Source organism: Dactylosporangium sp. NPDC050688, assembly GCF_040654515.1.
Classification (GTDB): domain Bacteria; phylum Actinomycetota; class Actinomycetes; order Mycobacteriales; family Micromonosporaceae; genus Dactylosporangium.
In genome coordinates this window covers 24,393-38,615 of the sequence record NZ_JBFAIC010000075.1, presented here as the reverse complement: position 1 = coordinate 38,615, position 14,223 = coordinate 24,393, and the positions used below count along the sequence as shown (strand labels likewise).

At 72.2% G+C, this 14,223-nt stretch carries 14 protein-coding genes; 13 read left to right on the top strand and 1 reads right to left on the bottom strand.

Going from position 1 to position 14,223, the window contains the following annotated elements:
- The first annotated feature begins 92 nt into the window (after positions 1-92).
- The 7 genes from AB0H83_RS43645 (at position 93) to AB0H83_RS43615 (ending at position 7,919) form a co-directional block, all read left to right on the top strand.
- Entirely contained in the window at positions 93-986 is an 894-nt protein-coding gene (locus AB0H83_RS43645) for a sugar ABC transporter permease (RefSeq protein ID WP_360106975.1), read from the top strand.
- Complete coding sequence (locus AB0H83_RS43640) at positions 983-1,798, top strand: carbohydrate ABC transporter permease (protein ID WP_360106972.1); 816 nt, start codon at positions 983-985, stop codon at positions 1,796-1,798. The genes AB0H83_RS43645 and AB0H83_RS43640 overlap by 4 nt, the downstream gene beginning before the upstream one ends.
- A 25-nt stretch (positions 1,799-1,823) precedes the next feature.
- Positions 1,824-3,221, top strand: a complete 1,398-nt coding sequence (locus AB0H83_RS43635) for an ABC transporter substrate-binding protein (protein ID WP_360106969.1) — start codon at positions 1,824-1,826, stop codon at positions 3,219-3,221.
- Between the two features lie 97 nt (positions 3,222-3,318).
- Positions 3,319-5,469 carry an MMPL family transporter gene (locus AB0H83_RS43630; RefSeq protein ID WP_360106966.1) on the top strand — a complete coding sequence of 717 codons (2,151 nt, stop codon included), beginning with the start codon at positions 3,319-3,321 and terminating at the stop codon, positions 5,467-5,469.
- A 48-nt stretch (positions 5,470-5,517) separates the two neighbouring features.
- Positions 5,518-6,186, top strand: a complete 669-nt coding sequence (locus AB0H83_RS43625) for a HEAT repeat domain-containing protein (protein WP_360106963.1) — start codon at positions 5,518-5,520, stop codon at positions 6,184-6,186.
- Between the two features lie 7 nt (positions 6,187-6,193).
- Entirely contained in the window at positions 6,194-7,192 is a 999-nt protein-coding gene (locus tag AB0H83_RS43620) for a HEAT repeat domain-containing protein (protein ID WP_360106961.1), read from the top strand.
- Between the two features lie 94 nt (positions 7,193-7,286).
- Positions 7,287-7,919: an HD domain-containing protein gene (locus AB0H83_RS43615; protein WP_360106958.1), complete on the top strand. Its 633-nt coding sequence runs from the start codon at positions 7,287-7,289 to the stop codon at positions 7,917-7,919.
- Here the strand turns inward: AB0H83_RS43615 and AB0H83_RS43610 are convergent.
- On the bottom strand, positions 7,912-8,403 hold the full coding sequence (locus AB0H83_RS43610; RefSeq protein WP_360106955.1) for a MarR family winged helix-turn-helix transcriptional regulator: 492 nt from the start codon (positions 8,401-8,403) through the stop codon (positions 7,912-7,914). The genes AB0H83_RS43615 and AB0H83_RS43610 overlap by 8 nt on opposite strands.
- 60 nt (positions 8,404-8,463) lie before the next feature.
- Here AB0H83_RS43610 and AB0H83_RS43605 point away from each other — a divergent pair, with 60 nt between their 5' ends.
- From AB0H83_RS43605 to AB0H83_RS43580, 6 genes are all read left to right on the top strand, one after another.
- Positions 8,464-9,312 (top strand): LLM class flavin-dependent oxidoreductase, encoded by an 849-nt coding sequence (locus AB0H83_RS43605; protein ID WP_360106952.1) that lies wholly within the window; start codon positions 8,464-8,466, stop codon positions 9,310-9,312.
- Between the two features lie 195 nt (positions 9,313-9,507).
- Positions 9,508-10,725, top strand: a complete 1,218-nt coding sequence (locus tag AB0H83_RS43600; RefSeq protein WP_360106949.1) for an ABC transporter substrate-binding protein — start codon at positions 9,508-9,510, stop codon at positions 10,723-10,725.
- 12 nt (positions 10,726-10,737) lie between these two features.
- Positions 10,738-11,613 (top strand): branched-chain amino acid ABC transporter permease, encoded by an 876-nt coding sequence (locus tag AB0H83_RS43595; RefSeq protein ID WP_360106946.1) that lies wholly within the window; start codon positions 10,738-10,740, stop codon positions 11,611-11,613.
- Positions 11,610-12,560, top strand: coding sequence for a branched-chain amino acid ABC transporter permease (locus AB0H83_RS43590; RefSeq protein ID WP_360106943.1), 951 nt, complete (start codon positions 11,610-11,612; stop codon positions 12,558-12,560). Before AB0H83_RS43595 ends, AB0H83_RS43590 begins: the two co-directional genes overlap by 4 nt.
- The gene (locus tag AB0H83_RS43585; protein WP_360106940.1) at positions 12,553-13,350 is read left to right on the top strand and encodes an ATP-binding cassette domain-containing protein; all 798 of its coding nucleotides are present in this window, start codon (positions 12,553-12,555) and stop codon (positions 13,348-13,350) included. The genes AB0H83_RS43590 and AB0H83_RS43585 overlap by 8 nt, the downstream gene beginning before the upstream one ends.
- Positions 13,337-14,056 (top strand): ATP-binding cassette domain-containing protein, encoded by a 720-nt coding sequence (locus AB0H83_RS43580; RefSeq protein WP_360106937.1) that lies wholly within the window; start codon positions 13,337-13,339, stop codon positions 14,054-14,056. The genes AB0H83_RS43585 and AB0H83_RS43580 overlap by 14 nt, the downstream gene beginning before the upstream one ends.
- The last annotated feature ends 167 nt before the right edge of the window (positions 14,057-14,223 follow it).

Genomic DNA, 14,223 nt, shown 5'->3' with positions numbered 1-14,223 from the left:
CCACCGGCCAGCGTCGTTCACCGGTTGTTCATTCGTCGGCAACGATGTAATAATTTGCGCTTGTCGATCAATGTGGATCGGAGCGGGGGCACATGGCAGGAGTCGGCACACGACCGCGGGAACAGCTGCTCGCCTGGGCGTTCCTGCTGCCGTCCGCGGCGGTGTTCGCGCTGTTCGTGTTCTGGCCGCTGGGCCGGTCGCTGTACCTGTCGGCGCACGGCAGCGACCTGTTCGGCGGCGCCGGGCGGTTCACCGGCCTGGACAACTACCGCGACCTGTTCGTCGCCGACGGCTTCGGCAAGGTGCTGGTCACCACCGCGCTGTTCACGCTGCTGACGGTGCTGCCGTCGGTGGCCGGGGCGCTGCTCGTCGTGCTGCTGCTGGAGGCGCGGATCCGCGCGACGCGGTGGTTTCGCACCGCGTTCGCGCTGCCGTTCGCGTTCTCCGTGGCGACCGCGTCGGTGGTGTTCGCGATCATCTACAACCCGGCCATCGGCGTCGCCAACGGCCTGCTCGGACAGGTCGGCATCGACCGGGTGCAGTGGCTGACCGACCCGGACATCGCGCTGCCCGCGCCGTGCGCCACCACGGTGTGGATGAGCCTCGGCTACAACGTGCTCGTGCTGTCCGCCGGGATCGGCGCCATCCCGCCGGAGGTCGTGGAGGCCGCCCGGCTCGACGGCGCCACCGGCCTCGCCCTGGCCCGGCGCATCACCGTGCCGCTGCTGTCGCCGCAGCTGTTCTTCCTCGTCGTGGTCACCACGATCCACGCGCTGCAGAGCTTCGGCCAGATACACATCCTCACCAAGGGCGGGCCGGACCGGGCCACCACCACGCTGGTCTACTCCATCTACACCGAGGCGTTCGCCTACGGCTCGTCGGACTACGGGGCGGCCAGCGCCCAGGCGGTCGTGCTGCTGGTCATCGTGCTCGCCTGCACCCTCGTGCAGTTCCGGGTGCTCGAGCGGCGGGTGCACTACCGGTGAGGCGCGCCGCGGTCCACATCCTGCTCGTCCTGCTCGCCGTGCCGGTGCTGTTCCCCGTGTACTACGCCGTCGCCGGCTCCGTGATGACGCTGCGCGAGCTGGCCGTGTACCCGCCCGCGCTGGTCCCCGGCGGCGTGCACCTGGGCAACTTCGGCGCGGTGCTCGACGCCGTGCCGCTGCGCCGGCAGTACCTCAACTCGGCCCTGCAGACCGGGGTCATCACCGTCGCCCAGCTGCTCACCAGCATCCTGGCCGGCTACGCGTTCGCGTTCCTGCCGATGCGGGCCCGCGCGTTCACGTTCGGGCTGTTCCTGTCGACCCTCATGGTGCCGTGGGAGTCGATCATCATCCCGAACTTCCTCACCATCTCCGACTGGGGCCTCGTCCGCGGGCCGCTCACCTACGTCGGGCTGGTCCTGCCGTTCCTCGCCTCGGCGTTCGGCACGTTCCTGTTCCGGCAGGCGTTCCTGCAGTTCCCCGCGGAGCTGCGCGACGCCGCGACCGTCGACGGCTGCGGCCACGGCCGGTTCCTGGCCCGCATCCTGATCCCGCTGTCGCGCCCGACGATCGCCGCGGTCGGCGTGTACGTGTTCCTGTCCGCGTGGAACCAGTACTTCTGGCCGCTGATCCTCGTGCGCGACCCGCAGTACCAGACGCTGCAGATCGGCGTGTCGCAGCTCAACGACGCCGAGGCCGCCGACCCAGGCCTCATCCTCGCCGGCGTCGTGCTCTCCCTCATCCCAACGCTCGCCATCGTCGTGTTCGGGCAGCGGTACATCGTCCGCGGGCTGACCGCCGGGGCGCTGCGCTGACGCGACCACCGCAAGGAGGAAGCGCATGCTCATCCACTCCATGGGCCGGTTCGCGGCCGCGCTGCTCATCGCCGGGGCCGCGGCGCTGAGCGGCTGCGGCGGCGACGACGCACCCGACGGCGGCTCGTCCGGCATCCCCGGCCGCGACGTGCTGGACAACGCCACCGGCAAGGTCACCATCGAGTTCTGGCACTCGATGCGCGGCGCCAACGTCGAGGCGATCGACGCCCTCGTCGCCGACTTCGCCAAGCAGTACGGCGACAAGATCGAGGTCAAGCCCGTGTTCCAGGGCGGCTACGACGAGACGGTCGCCAAGTACAAGACCGCCGTGCAGCAGAAGAACACCCCCGCCCTCGTGCAGATCTACGACATCGGCACCCGCTTCATGATCGACTCGAAGCAGACCGTCCCCGTCGCCGGGTTCCTCGACAAGGACGGCGCCGCCGCCACCGACATCGAGCCCAACATCGCCAGCTACTACTCCGTGGACGGCAAGCTGCACTCGATGCCGTTCAACTCCTCCACGCCGCTGCTGTACATGAACAAGGAGGCGTTCGAACGGGCCGGCCTGGACCCCGCGAAACCACCCGCCACCCTCGACGAGCTCACCGACGCGGCGAAGAAGCTCACCGTCCGCGACGCCGGCGGCAAGGTCACCCAGTACGGCTTCGGCGCCGCCATCTACGGCTGGCTGCTGGAGCAGCTGCTCGCCACCGACGAGAAGGAGTACTGCGACCAGGGCAACGGCCGCTCCGGCCTGGCCGGCAAGGTCCAGTTCGACTCCCCGGCCGGAGTCCGCGTCGCGCAGTGGTGGGCCGACCTGGTCCGCAACGGCTACGCCACCAACACCGGCCGCAAGACCGACGACGCCCAGGCCGCGTTCAAGTCCGGCAACGTCGCCATGCACCTGGAGTCCACGTCGGTGCTGCGCGGCTACGTCGACGCCGCCAAGGGCAGGTTCACCGTCGCCACCGCGCCGTACCCGAAGATCAGCGCCGCCTCCACCGGCGGCCCCATCATCGGCGGTGCCTCCCTGTGGATCAGCGGCCCCGGCCACAGCGCGGTCGAGCAGCGCGCCGCGTGGGAGTTCGTCAAGTTCGTCTCCCAGCCGGCGCAACAGGCCCGATGGCACGTCGGCACCGGCTACGTGCCGGTCAACGTCAAGGCCCACGACGAGACCGTCACCAAGGACTGGCGGGCGAAGTACCCGCAGTTCGGCACCGCCGTCGACCAGCTGCACGCCCGCAAGCCGTCGGTCGCCTCGGCCGGCTGCCTGCTCGGCGTCATGCCCCAGGCCCGCAAGGCCAGCGAAGACGGCCTCGAACAGGCCATCCTCGGCTCGAAACCCGCCGAGCAGGCGATGAAGGACGCCGCCGCGAGCCTGAAGAAGGACATCGACAACTACAACGCCGCGGTGCGCTGACCCCCGCGCCCCGTCTTCGCCCCCGCCGCGGCAACCTTCCGAGGCATCTGGCACGTTGGTGCAACGGATTCGGCGGTACCGGCGGGGGCGAGGACGGATGGCTGAGGGGTTCATGGCGCGGCTCGGTGGCTGGTGCTTCCGGCGCCGGTGGTGGGTGCTCGGTGTCTGGCTGGTCGTGGTCGCCGGTGGCGTGCTGGCCGCGGGCCCCCTGCTCGACGCCATCTCCGAGGACAGCAGCGTGCGCAAGAAGGTCGAGTCGATCGAGGCGTACGACCTGATCGGCACCGCCGAGGACTCCTCCGGGCAGGTCGTCGGGCTGGTGGACGGCGTCGACCCGGCCGCGGCGGACGTCCGCGCCGCCGTCGACGCGGCCGCGGCCCGGCTGCGCGGGACCGAGCACGTCCGGCAGGTCGAGACGGCCGCGGTGTCCACCGACCGGCGGGCGCTGCTGGTCGTGGCCACCCTGGAGAAGGTCGACAAGCCGACCCGCAACGCGGCCGTCGACGCCGTCGAGGCCGAGCTCGACCGGCTCGGCGGCGAGCTGCCCGGCGGCGCGGACGTGCGCGTCGGCGGCTCCGCCACGATCAGCCGCGACGCCGGACGTACCCTGGACGCCGACCGCACCCAGGCCGAGCTGCTGTCGCTGCCGCTCACCCTGATCGTGCTCGTCGTCGTGTTCGGCGGCCTCGTCGCGGCCGGCGTGCCGGTCCTTGCCGCCGTCGTGTCCATCGCGACGGTCTTTCCCGTCCTGTACGTCTTCACCACGTTCACCGACGTGGACTCCAACGCGCTGACCGTCGCGTCGCTGCTCGGGCTGGGCCTGTCCGTCGACTACGGGCTGCTGCTGGTGGCCCGCTACCGGGAGGAGCTCGCCGCCGGGTTCAGCCCCGAGGTCGCCATCGGCCGCGCCTGGGCCACCGCCGGGCGCACCATCCTGTTCAGCGCGCTCACCGTCGCCGCCGCGCTCGCCGGTCTCCTCGCGTTCTCGGTCCGGCAGCTCACCGCCCTCGGCGCGGCCGGCGTGTCGATCGCGCTGGTCGCGATGCTGGTGTCGCTCACGTTCACGGCCGCGCTCATCGGCCTGGCCCGCCGCCGGCTCAAGCCGTCGCGCCGGCCCGCCGGTGACGAGGCCGGCCGCGGCTTCTTCGCCGCCCTCGCCGCGCTCGTGCAGCGCCGCGCCGCGCTCGTCGCCGTGCTCACCGCGGCGGTGCTGCTCGCCGCCGGGTCGCCGCTGCTGTCGGCGACGGTGAAGCTGCCCGGCCTGGAGGGCACCCCGCGCAGCATCGAGTCGGTCCGGGTCGCCGACGAGCTCAAGACCCGCTTCGGCCGGTCGTTCGCCCCGACGGTCAGGATCGTCGCCCGGACGGGCGCCGCCGACCTCGACGCGTACGCCGCCCGCTGGTCCGCCGACCCGGCCGTCGGCAAGGTCCAGCCGGCCAAACCCGCCGGGTCCGGCCTGGCCATCGTCGACCTGAGCCTGCGCGGCGGCGCCCAGGACGACGCCGCCCAGGACCTCGTGCACCGCATCCGCGCCGACCGCCCGGACGGCGTGCAGTCGTGGGTGACCGGCGACGCCGCCGTCCTCGTCGACCTGGTCGACCTCATCCTCGACGACCTGCCCCTCGCGCTGGGCATCACCCTCACCGCGATGCTCGTGCTGCTGTTCGCGATGACCGGGTCGGTGGTCGTGCCGATCAAGGCGATCCTTGCCAACGTCGTCTCCCTCGGCGCGACGCTCGGCGTCATGGTCGCCGTGTTCGAGCACGGCTGGCTCGCCGGCGCGCTCGGCACCCTCACCGTCGGCGGGCTGGACCCGTTCGTCGTGGTCATCCTCTTCGCGTTCGCGTTCGCGCTGTCCATGGACTACGAGGTGTTCCTGCTCGGCCGGGTCAAGGAGTACGTCGACGCCGGCGACGACACGAACACCGCCGTGCGGCGCGGCCTGCAGCACACCGGCCGCGTCATCACCTCCGCCGCGCTGCTCATGGTCATCGTCTTCGGCTGCTTCGCCGCGGCGAAGATGGGCAGCATCGAACAGATCGGCCTCGGCCTCACCACGGCCGTCCTGGTCGACGCGACCGTGGTGCGCTGCCTGCTCGTCCCGGCCACCATGACCCTGCTCGGCCGGTGGAACTGGTGGGCCCCTGGACCGCTGCGCCGCCTGCACGCGCGCGTCGGCCTGCGCGAGGTGACCCTCCCACCGCCCGCGCCCGCCGCGGCCGAACCCGCCATGAGCGGCGGGGCTTGACCTTGACACGGTGGCAAGCTCTTCACTGGTCGCCGGGAGGTGGTCGGGATGACCATGCAGGAGACGGGCACGGGCACGGCACGGGTGGTGCGGGGGCTGGAGCACGGCAGCGCGTCGGTGCGGCTGCAGGCGGCGCTCGCCGCGGGTACCACGCCGGACCCAGGGCTGGTCGGCACGCTCGTCGCGCGGTGCGGGGTCGAGCCGGACTTCTTCGTGCGGGACATGCTGACGTGGGCGATCACCCGGCACGAGCCGGCGCTGACCGTACCGGCGCTGGTTGAGGAGCTCGGGTCGGCGCGGGCGCAGGCGCGCAGCCAGGCGTTGCACACGCTGTCGAAGGTCGGCGACCGGCGGGCGTGGCCGGCGATCACCGGGGCGCTGCTGACCGACGCCGACGACGACGTCGCCCGCAGCGCCTGGCGGGCGGCGGTCGTGCTGGTGCCCGAGGAGGGCCGGACGGAGCTGGCAGGGGTGCTGGCGACGCAGCTCGGCCGGGGCGGGCGGGACACGCAGTTGAGCCTCAGCCGGGCGCTGGTCACGCTCGGCGAGGACATCCTGCCGGTCCTGAGTGCCGCGGAGCACAGCAGCGATCCCGGTGTACGGCAGCACGCGGCCGCCACCCGGCAGCTGCTGCTCGACCCGGAGGCCGGGTCGGGGTACGCCGTCGAGGAGGCCAAGCGCGTCTTCGCTCTCGGGCCAGAGGGCCGGGAGGGATGATGGGACCGTGCTGATCGGTGACGTGGCGCGGCGCTCCGGGGTCAGCGCCCGCATGCTCAGGCACTACGAGTCGCTGGGCCTGGTGCGGCCGACGGGGCGCACCGGGTCCGGCTACCGTGAGTACTCGGCCGACGACATCCAGCGGATCTTCCACGTGGAGAGCCTGCGGTCGCTGGGGCTGTCGCTGCGTGAGGTCGGCCGTGCCCTGGACGACCCCGGGTTCGCGCCCGCGCAGCTCGTCGACGACCTCATCAGCCAGACCCGCGAGCGCATCGCGAGCGAGACGGAGCTGCTCACCCGGCTGCAGCAGATCGGCGGCGCCGAGCCCGCCGACTGGGGCGACGTGCTGCGCATCGTCGCGCTGCTGCAGGCGCTGGGGTCCGACAGCGCCGGCCGGCGGCAGCGCGCCGCGCTGTCCTCCGCCGACGAGGCGCCGGTGGAGGCGCTCGTCGAGGCGGTGCTGCACGAGGCGGACCCGAACGTCGCCGGCGCGCTGCGCTGGGCCCTCGCCCGGTCGGGCTCCGGCGGGCTGGCACCGCTGGCCGACGGCCTCACGGCGGCGGACGCCGAGGTGCGCAAGCGCGCCGTGCGGTCCATCGCCGAGGTGCCCGGCGACGCCGCGACCGGGCTGCTGCGCACCGCTCTGACCAGCGAGGATGCCGTGGTACGCAGGTACGCTGCGCTCGCGCTCGGCCACCGCGGCGGGCCCGACGCGGTGCCGACCCTCGTCGACATGATCGTCGAGGACACGAACGACGCCGACGCGGCCGACGCCCTCAGCGCGCTGGCCGGCGATCCCGCGCTGGCGGACCCGATCGCCACCAGGCTGGTCGAGCGCCTCGGCAGCAGTGAGGTCGTACCGGCGGCGCGGCAGCGGCTGACCCAGGCGCTCGCCGACATCCCGGGCGGCGTGGCGACCGGCGCCCTCACCGAGCTCGCGAACGACGCCGACCGTCCCGTCGCCCTGACCGCGACCTACGTGCTCAGGCTGCGTGACACGCGATGATGACGACCGCGTCGAACCTGAAGGTCACGCACAACATCGCGGTCGCGCCGGCCGGGTGAGGCCGGGCGGCGCCGTGGCGCCGGACCGTTGACCCATGTGCGCGCAACCCATCGCTGCGGCGCCGGCCGTGCCGGACACGTCCGCCGTCGCGGCCGCCATGGCGGTGGCCGAGCGGTACTTCACGCCCGCGTTCCTCAACCACTCCGTGCGCAGCTACGTCTGGGGCGCGATGTACGCGCAGGCCCACGGCATCGACCGCGACGACGAGCTGTTCTGCGTGGCGGCGCTGCTGCACGACATCGCGCTGTCGCCGGTGTTCGACAGTCACACGGTGCCGTTCGAGGTGGCCGGTGGCGAGGTGGCCCGGGTGTTCGGCACCGCGGCGGGCTGGCCCGCGGCCCGCACCGACCGGGTCGCGCAGATCATCGTGCTGCACATGCGCGACGACGTCGCCGCGGACGTGGACCCGGAGTCGCACCTGCTGCAGGTGGCGACGAGCTGGGACGTGGTGGGCCGGTGGCAGGAGGAGTTCCCGCCGGACGCGCGGACCGCCACGCTGCACCGCTATCCCCGGCTCGGGTTCGGCGCGCAGTTCCTGGCCGGCTTCGAGGACCAGGCCGGCCGCAAGCCCGGCAGCGCCGCGGCCGCATCGATAGCCGGGGATCTCGCCGGCCGGATCGCCGTCCACCCCCTCGACGCCCGCCCGACCGGCCCCGCCCTCAGCTGACCCTGCGCCGCGGGGGTGTCGGGGCGGTCACCTCGCTGAGGTGCGCCAGGACCTTGTCGGTGATCCGGCCCAGGGCGGCCACGTCCTGCTCGTTCAGCACGTCGATGAAGTGCCGGCGGACCGATGCGACGTGGTGCACCGCCGCGGCCTGCACGGTCGCCCAGCCGTGCTCGGTGAGCAGCACGGTCGCGCTGCGCCCGTCGTCGGGGGAGCCGGCCCGGGCCACCAGGCCGCGCTGTTGCATCCGGGTCACCTGGTGCGACAGCCGGCTCGCCGACCAGCGCAGCGCCCCGGCCAGCTCGCCGAGGCGCAACTGCCGGCCGGGCGCCTCCGAGACCGTGGTGAGCACGTCGTAGTCGGCGTCGGACAGGCCGGAGTCGGCGCCCAGGTCGCGGGTCAGCTGCAGGTCGAGCAGGGTGCGCATGCGGCGGTAGCCCAGCCAGGTGTGCATCTCGGCGTCGGTGAGCCAGCGAGGTTCGGGCATGCGGCCAAGCGTACGAGATCTGTTTGACATGTCAAACTCGTCGACCGTAGCGTGCTTGATATGTCAAACAGATTCGGCCTCGACATCCCCGCCGCGGCGGGCGTGGACCCCGTCGCCGCCGCCCGCACCGCCGAGGAGCTCGGCTACGACTTCGTCTCCACTTCCGACCATCCCAGCGGCACCGCTCCGAGCAACGAGACCTGGACGATGCTCACCTGGATCGCCGCGCACACCAGCCGCATCGAGGTCATGCCGCGGGTGCTCGGCGTGCCGTACCGCAACCCGGCCATGGTGGCGAAGATGGCCGAGACCCTCGACCGCCTCGCCGGCGGCAGGCTGATCCTGGGGCTGGGCGGGGGAGCCTCCGACGAGGAGTTCCGGGCCTTCGGCATCCCCGTGCCGCCGCCGCGCGACAAGGTCGACGGGCTCGCCGACGCCATCCGGATCATCCGGGGGCTGTGGGTCGAGCCGGCGTTCACGTACACCGGCCGCATCCATCGCGTCGTGGAGGCGCCGCTGGAGCCGAAGCCGGCGCGGCGGATCCCGATCTGGGTCGGCACCTTCGGGCCCCGGGCGCTGGACGTCACCGGCCGGCTCGCCGACGGGTGGATGCCGTCGCTGGGCTACGCGCCGCTGGACCGGCTGCCCGGGATGCTCGCGCGCATCGGCGCGGCGGCGGAGGCGGCCGGGCGGTCGCCGTCCGACGTCACGTGCGCACTCAACGTCGAGGTGTCCGTCGGGGCCGAACGGGCGGGTGCGGTGTCCGGGCCGGCGGACCTCGTTGCTGGGCGGCTGCGGGCGCTGCTCGCCATGGGATTTACGGTGCTCAACCTGAAGCTGGCCGGCCCTGACCGGCGGGAACAGGGGGAGCGGCTCGCGCTGGAGGTGCTGCCCGCCGTCCGGTCCTGAGTGGCACGAGTTTTTGACGGTTCTGTTACGTCCGTGCGTCCTCCGTGTTCTTGACACCCCGGGCGGCCGTGACCAAGATGTAGAAACCAAGCGCTTGTTAGGTTTATGATTCTGGCCACACCAGCCAGGCGGCGTTCCGCCGTGATCACTCCTCCCGAGGCTGACGATTCGTATAATTCCGTGACAGGGGTACAAATGGGCGTTTCAACGACGAGTCGCATCGTCAGCTGTCTCGCACTGGCGGCGCTCACCGTCGCCGGCTGCGGCAACAAGGCCGGGGACGAGAAGCCGACCAACGGCACCGCCTCCGGCGCGCCGATCATCATCGGCCTGGATGAGGACAGCACCGGCTCCGGCGCCTCCTACAGCACCATCGCGGGCAAGACCATCCGCCTGGCGATCCAGGACGTCAACGACAAGGGCGGCGTGCTCGGCCGCCCGCTGCAGCTGGTCGTGGAGAACGACGAGTCCGACCCGACCAAGGTACCGGCCGTGCTGCAGAAGCTCGCCGGCCAGGGCGCCAAGGCGCTGTTCCTGCAGAGCGGCAGCGCCGCCATCCTGCAGGCGAAGTCGACGCTCACCACGCTCGGCCTGCCTGCCATCGCCCCGACCGGTGTCACCGCGACGCTGGTCCAGCCGCCGGACAACGAGCTCATCTACATGCTCGCCAACACGACCACCGACTGGGCCGACGTGTACTGCGGCGCCTTCAAGGCCGCGAACATCACCAAGCTCGGCGTCCTCACCGACGACACGACCACCATCGCCGCGCTGGACAAGGCGCTGCTGCCGGCGCTGAACTGCGTGCAGATCGTGGCCACCGAGAAGGGCGCGGCCAACGCCTCCGACCTGTCGGCGCAGGTCGCCCGGCTCAAGAACGCCAACCCGGACGCCATCCTGGTGACCAGCGTCGGCGGCGCGTTCGAGGTCCTCGCCCAGAACACCCTCGGCAGCCAGATGAAGGGCACCAAGCGCTTCTCCCTCGCGTCGATCGGCAACCAGCCCTCGTCCTGGAAGCTCGCCGCCCCCGGCGCGCTGGAGGGCCTGATCTTCATGGGCTCGATCAACACCGCGAACCCGCGCACCCAGGCGCTGGTGACGCTGCTCAAGGAGAAGTACGGCAAGGACTACGACATCACCGCGTACGACGCTCAGGCGTGGGACTCGGTGCACGTGCTCAAGCAGGCGATCGAGAAGGCCGGCGGGGTCGACGACTCCAAGAAGCTCAACGAGGCCATCCAGAGCATCAAGGGGTACCCTGCCACCTTCGGCCAGGCGAACTTCACCCTCTCCTTCGGCGCTGACAAGCACCTGGGCGCCGACGGGCCGTGCGGGCTGTCGCTGATCGAGTTCGGCGCGGACAACAAGCCCAAGGGTCCCTGGGCCACCTTCCAGCCGCCGTGCAACAAGTAGAAAGGTAGGCAGATGGGCCAGCTGCAGTTGTGGTTGTCCGCCCTCGAGATGGGGTGTTTCTTCGGCCTCCTTGCGCTGGCCTACTACCTGGTCCTGGTCGGCGCCGGGTTCTTCAACTTCGCGATCGGCCCGTACGCCATGATCGGCGGGCTGTGCACGTCCTACCTGGTGCTGTACGAGGACATGAACGTGTGGGCCGCCGCGGCGGTGGCGATCAGCGCCGCCGCGGCCCTGGCCGTGGTCACCGAGCTCGCGGTGGTCCGGCCGGTGCAGCGCCGCTCCGGCGGCGGGGAGCTGCCGGCGCTGGTCGCCGTCGCGGCCGTGCTCTTCGCCATCCAGCAGCTCGCCGGGTACCTGTTCGGCTACACCACGCTGCCGGGGCAGCACCTGTTCACGTTCGACCCGGTGACCGTCGGTGACACCGCGGTCCAGCCGAGCACCCTGGTGCTGCTCGCGTTCACCGTCGTCGCGTTCGGCGCGCTCGCCGCGTGGATCCGGGCCACCCGCTCCGGCCGGCTGCTGCGTGCCGTCGGCGACAGCACCCACGCCGCCCAGCTGCTCGGCCTGCCGGTCAACCGGGTCCGGCTCATCGCGTTCGTCCTGTCGGGCCTGCTCGCCGGGATCACCGGGCTGCTGTTCGCGCCGAAGGCCGGCGTCAGCTCCCTGTCGGGGCTGAGCTGGGCGCTGTCGGGCTTCCTCGCGATGGTCGTCGGCGGCACCGGCTCGGTGTGGGCCCCGCTCGTCGGCGGGCTGCTGCTCGGCGCCGTCGAGGTGTTCGTGCCGTACTACTTCGGCGGGCAGTCCCACGTGTACGGGCTGCTCATCGTCGCCCTGTTGTTCTTCGCCCTCAAACCGAGCGGCCTGTTCGTGCGGAGGGTACGAGCATGAAGCGCATCCCCGGCTCCCTCGGCCTGCTGGTCGGTGCCGTGGGCGCGGTGCTGATCCTGCTGTGGGTCGGCGCCGACGGCTACAAGCAGACGCTGGTCACCACGACCGCCACCTACGCACTGGTCGCGCTCGGCATGTACGTGCCGTACCTGATGGCCGGCTCGCTGTCGATGGCGTACGGCGCGTACGCGGGCATCGGCGGCTACGCCGTCGGCCTCATCTCCAGCAAGAGCGGCCTGCCGATGATCGTCGCCTGGATCGTCGGGCCGATCGTCGCCGCCGCCGTCGCCGTGCTGCTCGGCCTGGCCACCCGCCGGCTGTCCGGGTTCTTCCTCGCCGCCGTGACGCTGCTGTTCGGCATGGCGTTCACCGCCTGGCTGGTGGACGCCGAGGGCATCTCCGGCGGCTCCGCCGGTCTCGGCAGCCTCCGCAAGCTCGACATCCTCGGCTGGCAGCCCAGCCACTACCAGGTCGTCGTCGGCTCCGCCGTGGTCGTGTGCGTCATCGCGTTCCTGCTCGACCGGCTGCGGATGTCACCGTGGGGCGTGATCGTGCGGACCATGCGCGACGCCCCCCGCGCCGTGGAGGCCGCCGGGGTGCGGGTGCCGGTGATGAACCTGGTGGCCCTCGCCATCGGCGCCGCCATCGCGGCCATCGGCGGCGGGCTGTTCACCTACTCCGCCGGCAGCGTCACCCCGGACACGTTCACCCTCAACCTGGTGTTCCTGGCCATCTTCATGCCGCTCATCGGCGGGTCGGCGACCCCCTGGGGCGCCGTGCTCGGCGCCGTCATCGCCGTCGAGCTCACCCTCAACTTCCCCGCCGTGGAGACCAGCGGCACGCTGATCCTCGCGCTCGGGGTCCTCGTCATCCTGCTCGTCGCGCCGCAGGGCGTGATCGGCTACGCGAGCAGACTGTTGAAACTCGCAGGAGGCCGTCGTGGCTGAGACGCTGCTGGTCGGATCGGGCCTCACCAAACGCTACGGCGGGGTCACCGCGCTGCAGGACGTGTCGTTCTCGCTGACCGCCGGCGAGGTCCTCGGCCTCGTCGGCCCCAACGGCGCAGGCAAGACCACCCTGGTCGACCTCATCTCCGGCGCGCAGCCGGCCACCGAGGGCCTGCTGACCCTGCGCGGGCAGCGGCTCACCGGCCCCGCGTCCCGGCGGGCGAAGGCCGGGCTGGCCCGCACCTTCCAGTACCCGCAGCTCGCCCTGGAGCTCACCGTCGCGGAGAACCTGCTGCTCGGCCGCGCGGCCCGACGGCACGGCACCGTCTGGCAGATGATCGCCGGCTCGTTCAGCGGCGCGTTGCGGCCGTACCCGGCCGCCGACACCGCCGCCGTGGCCGCGATCGCCGAGGAGCTCGGCATCGACCGCCTGGACCGCCCGGCCGGCGACCTGTCTCTCGGCGAGCAGCGGCTCGTCGAGGTCGGCCGCGCCCTAGGCCAGGACCCGCTGGTGCTGCTGCTGGACGAGCCGTTCGCCGGCTCCGACGCGGCCGGCGTCACCGGCATCTCCGAGGTCGTGCGCACCGTCCAGCGCCGCGGGCACGGCGTCATCCTGGTCGACCACAACGTCGACCTGGTCGCCGGGCTCGTCGACCGGATCATGCTGCTGGACCGGGGCCGGTCGGTGTTCGACGGCTCGCCCCGAGAGTGCCTGGACAGCCCGCAGATGCAGCAGGTGTACTTCGGCGTCACCGACGCCCCCGAGGAGGCTGACCGTGTCGGCTCATGAACTGCGCCTGGAAGGGCTGAGCGTCCGCTACGGGCACGCCAGCGCCGTCACCAACGCCGACATCGTCGCCCCCGGCGGCGTGGTCACCGCCCTGGTCGGGCCGAACGGCGCCGGCAAGAGCAGCGCGCTGCTCGCCGCGTACGGCTCCGTCGCCGCCACCGGCCGGGTCTTCCTCGACGGCGAGGACGTCAGCAAGCTCAAGCCCGCCGCCCGGGCCCGCGCCGGCATCGCCGTCGTGCCGCAGGGCCGCCAGCTCTTCCCGAAGCTCAACGTCGCGGACAACCTGCAGGTCATGGCGGAGCTGCTGCGCCTGCCACGCAGCGCGGTGCACACCGCCATCGACCGCTTCCCGATCCTGCGGACCCGCATGAAGAGCCTCGTCGGCGTCCTGTCCGGCGGCGAGCAGCAGATGCTCGTGGTCACCCGGGCCCTGATGGGCTCGCCGCGGGTGCTGCTGCTGGACGAGATGATGACCGGCCTCGCCCCGCTCGTCGTGCAGGAGCTGTTGCGCACCGTCACCCAGCTCGCCGCCGACGGCGTCGCGGTCCTCATGGCCGAGCCCGCCCTCGGCGCCGTCCGTGGCGCCGTCGACCGCGGCTACGTCCTGGTCCGCGGCGAGGTCGTCGCCACCCGCGAGGACGGCGGCGCCGCCCTCGACGACGAGTACCGCACCCGCATGGGCGTGCTGAAAACCGCCGCACACTGACCCTGGCGGCAGCGCAGGGTGGCGGTCGTGCCGCGCCGCGGGTTCAGGCATGCCGGACGGCCAGGTCGTCGGCGTGCGATGCGGCGGTCCGACCGTCACCCCTCGTACCACACGTACATGCGTTGTCCGGTCATGCGGGCCAGGCCGCCGATCTCCGGCGTTCGAAA

Coding starts and splice junctions, on each gene's coding strand:
- AB0H83_RS43645 (WP_360106975.1), top strand. CDS start 93: ATGGCAGGAGTCGGCACACGACCGCGGGAACAGCTGCTCGCCTGGGCG.
- AB0H83_RS43635 (WP_360106969.1), top strand. CDS start 1,824: ATGCTCATCCACTCCATGGGCCGGTTCGCGGCCGCGCTGCTCATCGCC.
- AB0H83_RS43630 (WP_360106966.1), top strand. CDS start 3,319: ATGGCTGAGGGGTTCATGGCGCGGCTCGGTGGCTGGTGCTTCCGGCGC.
- AB0H83_RS43625 (WP_360106963.1), top strand. CDS start 5,518: ATGACCATGCAGGAGACGGGCACGGGCACGGCACGGGTGGTGCGGGGG.
- AB0H83_RS43615 (WP_360106958.1), top strand. CDS start 7,287: ATGTGCGCGCAACCCATCGCTGCGGCGCCGGCCGTGCCGGACACGTCC.
- AB0H83_RS43610 (WP_360106955.1), bottom strand. CDS start 8,403: ATGCCCGAACCTCGCTGGCTCACCGACGCCGAGATGCACACCTGGCTG.
- AB0H83_RS43605 (WP_360106952.1), top strand. CDS start 8,464: ATGTCAAACAGATTCGGCCTCGACATCCCCGCCGCGGCGGGCGTGGAC.
- AB0H83_RS43600 (WP_360106949.1), top strand. CDS start 9,508: ATGGGCGTTTCAACGACGAGTCGCATCGTCAGCTGTCTCGCACTGGCG.
- AB0H83_RS43595 (WP_360106946.1), top strand. CDS start 10,738: ATGGGCCAGCTGCAGTTGTGGTTGTCCGCCCTCGAGATGGGGTGTTTC.
- AB0H83_RS43590 (WP_360106943.1), top strand. CDS start 11,610: ATGAAGCGCATCCCCGGCTCCCTCGGCCTGCTGGTCGGTGCCGTGGGC.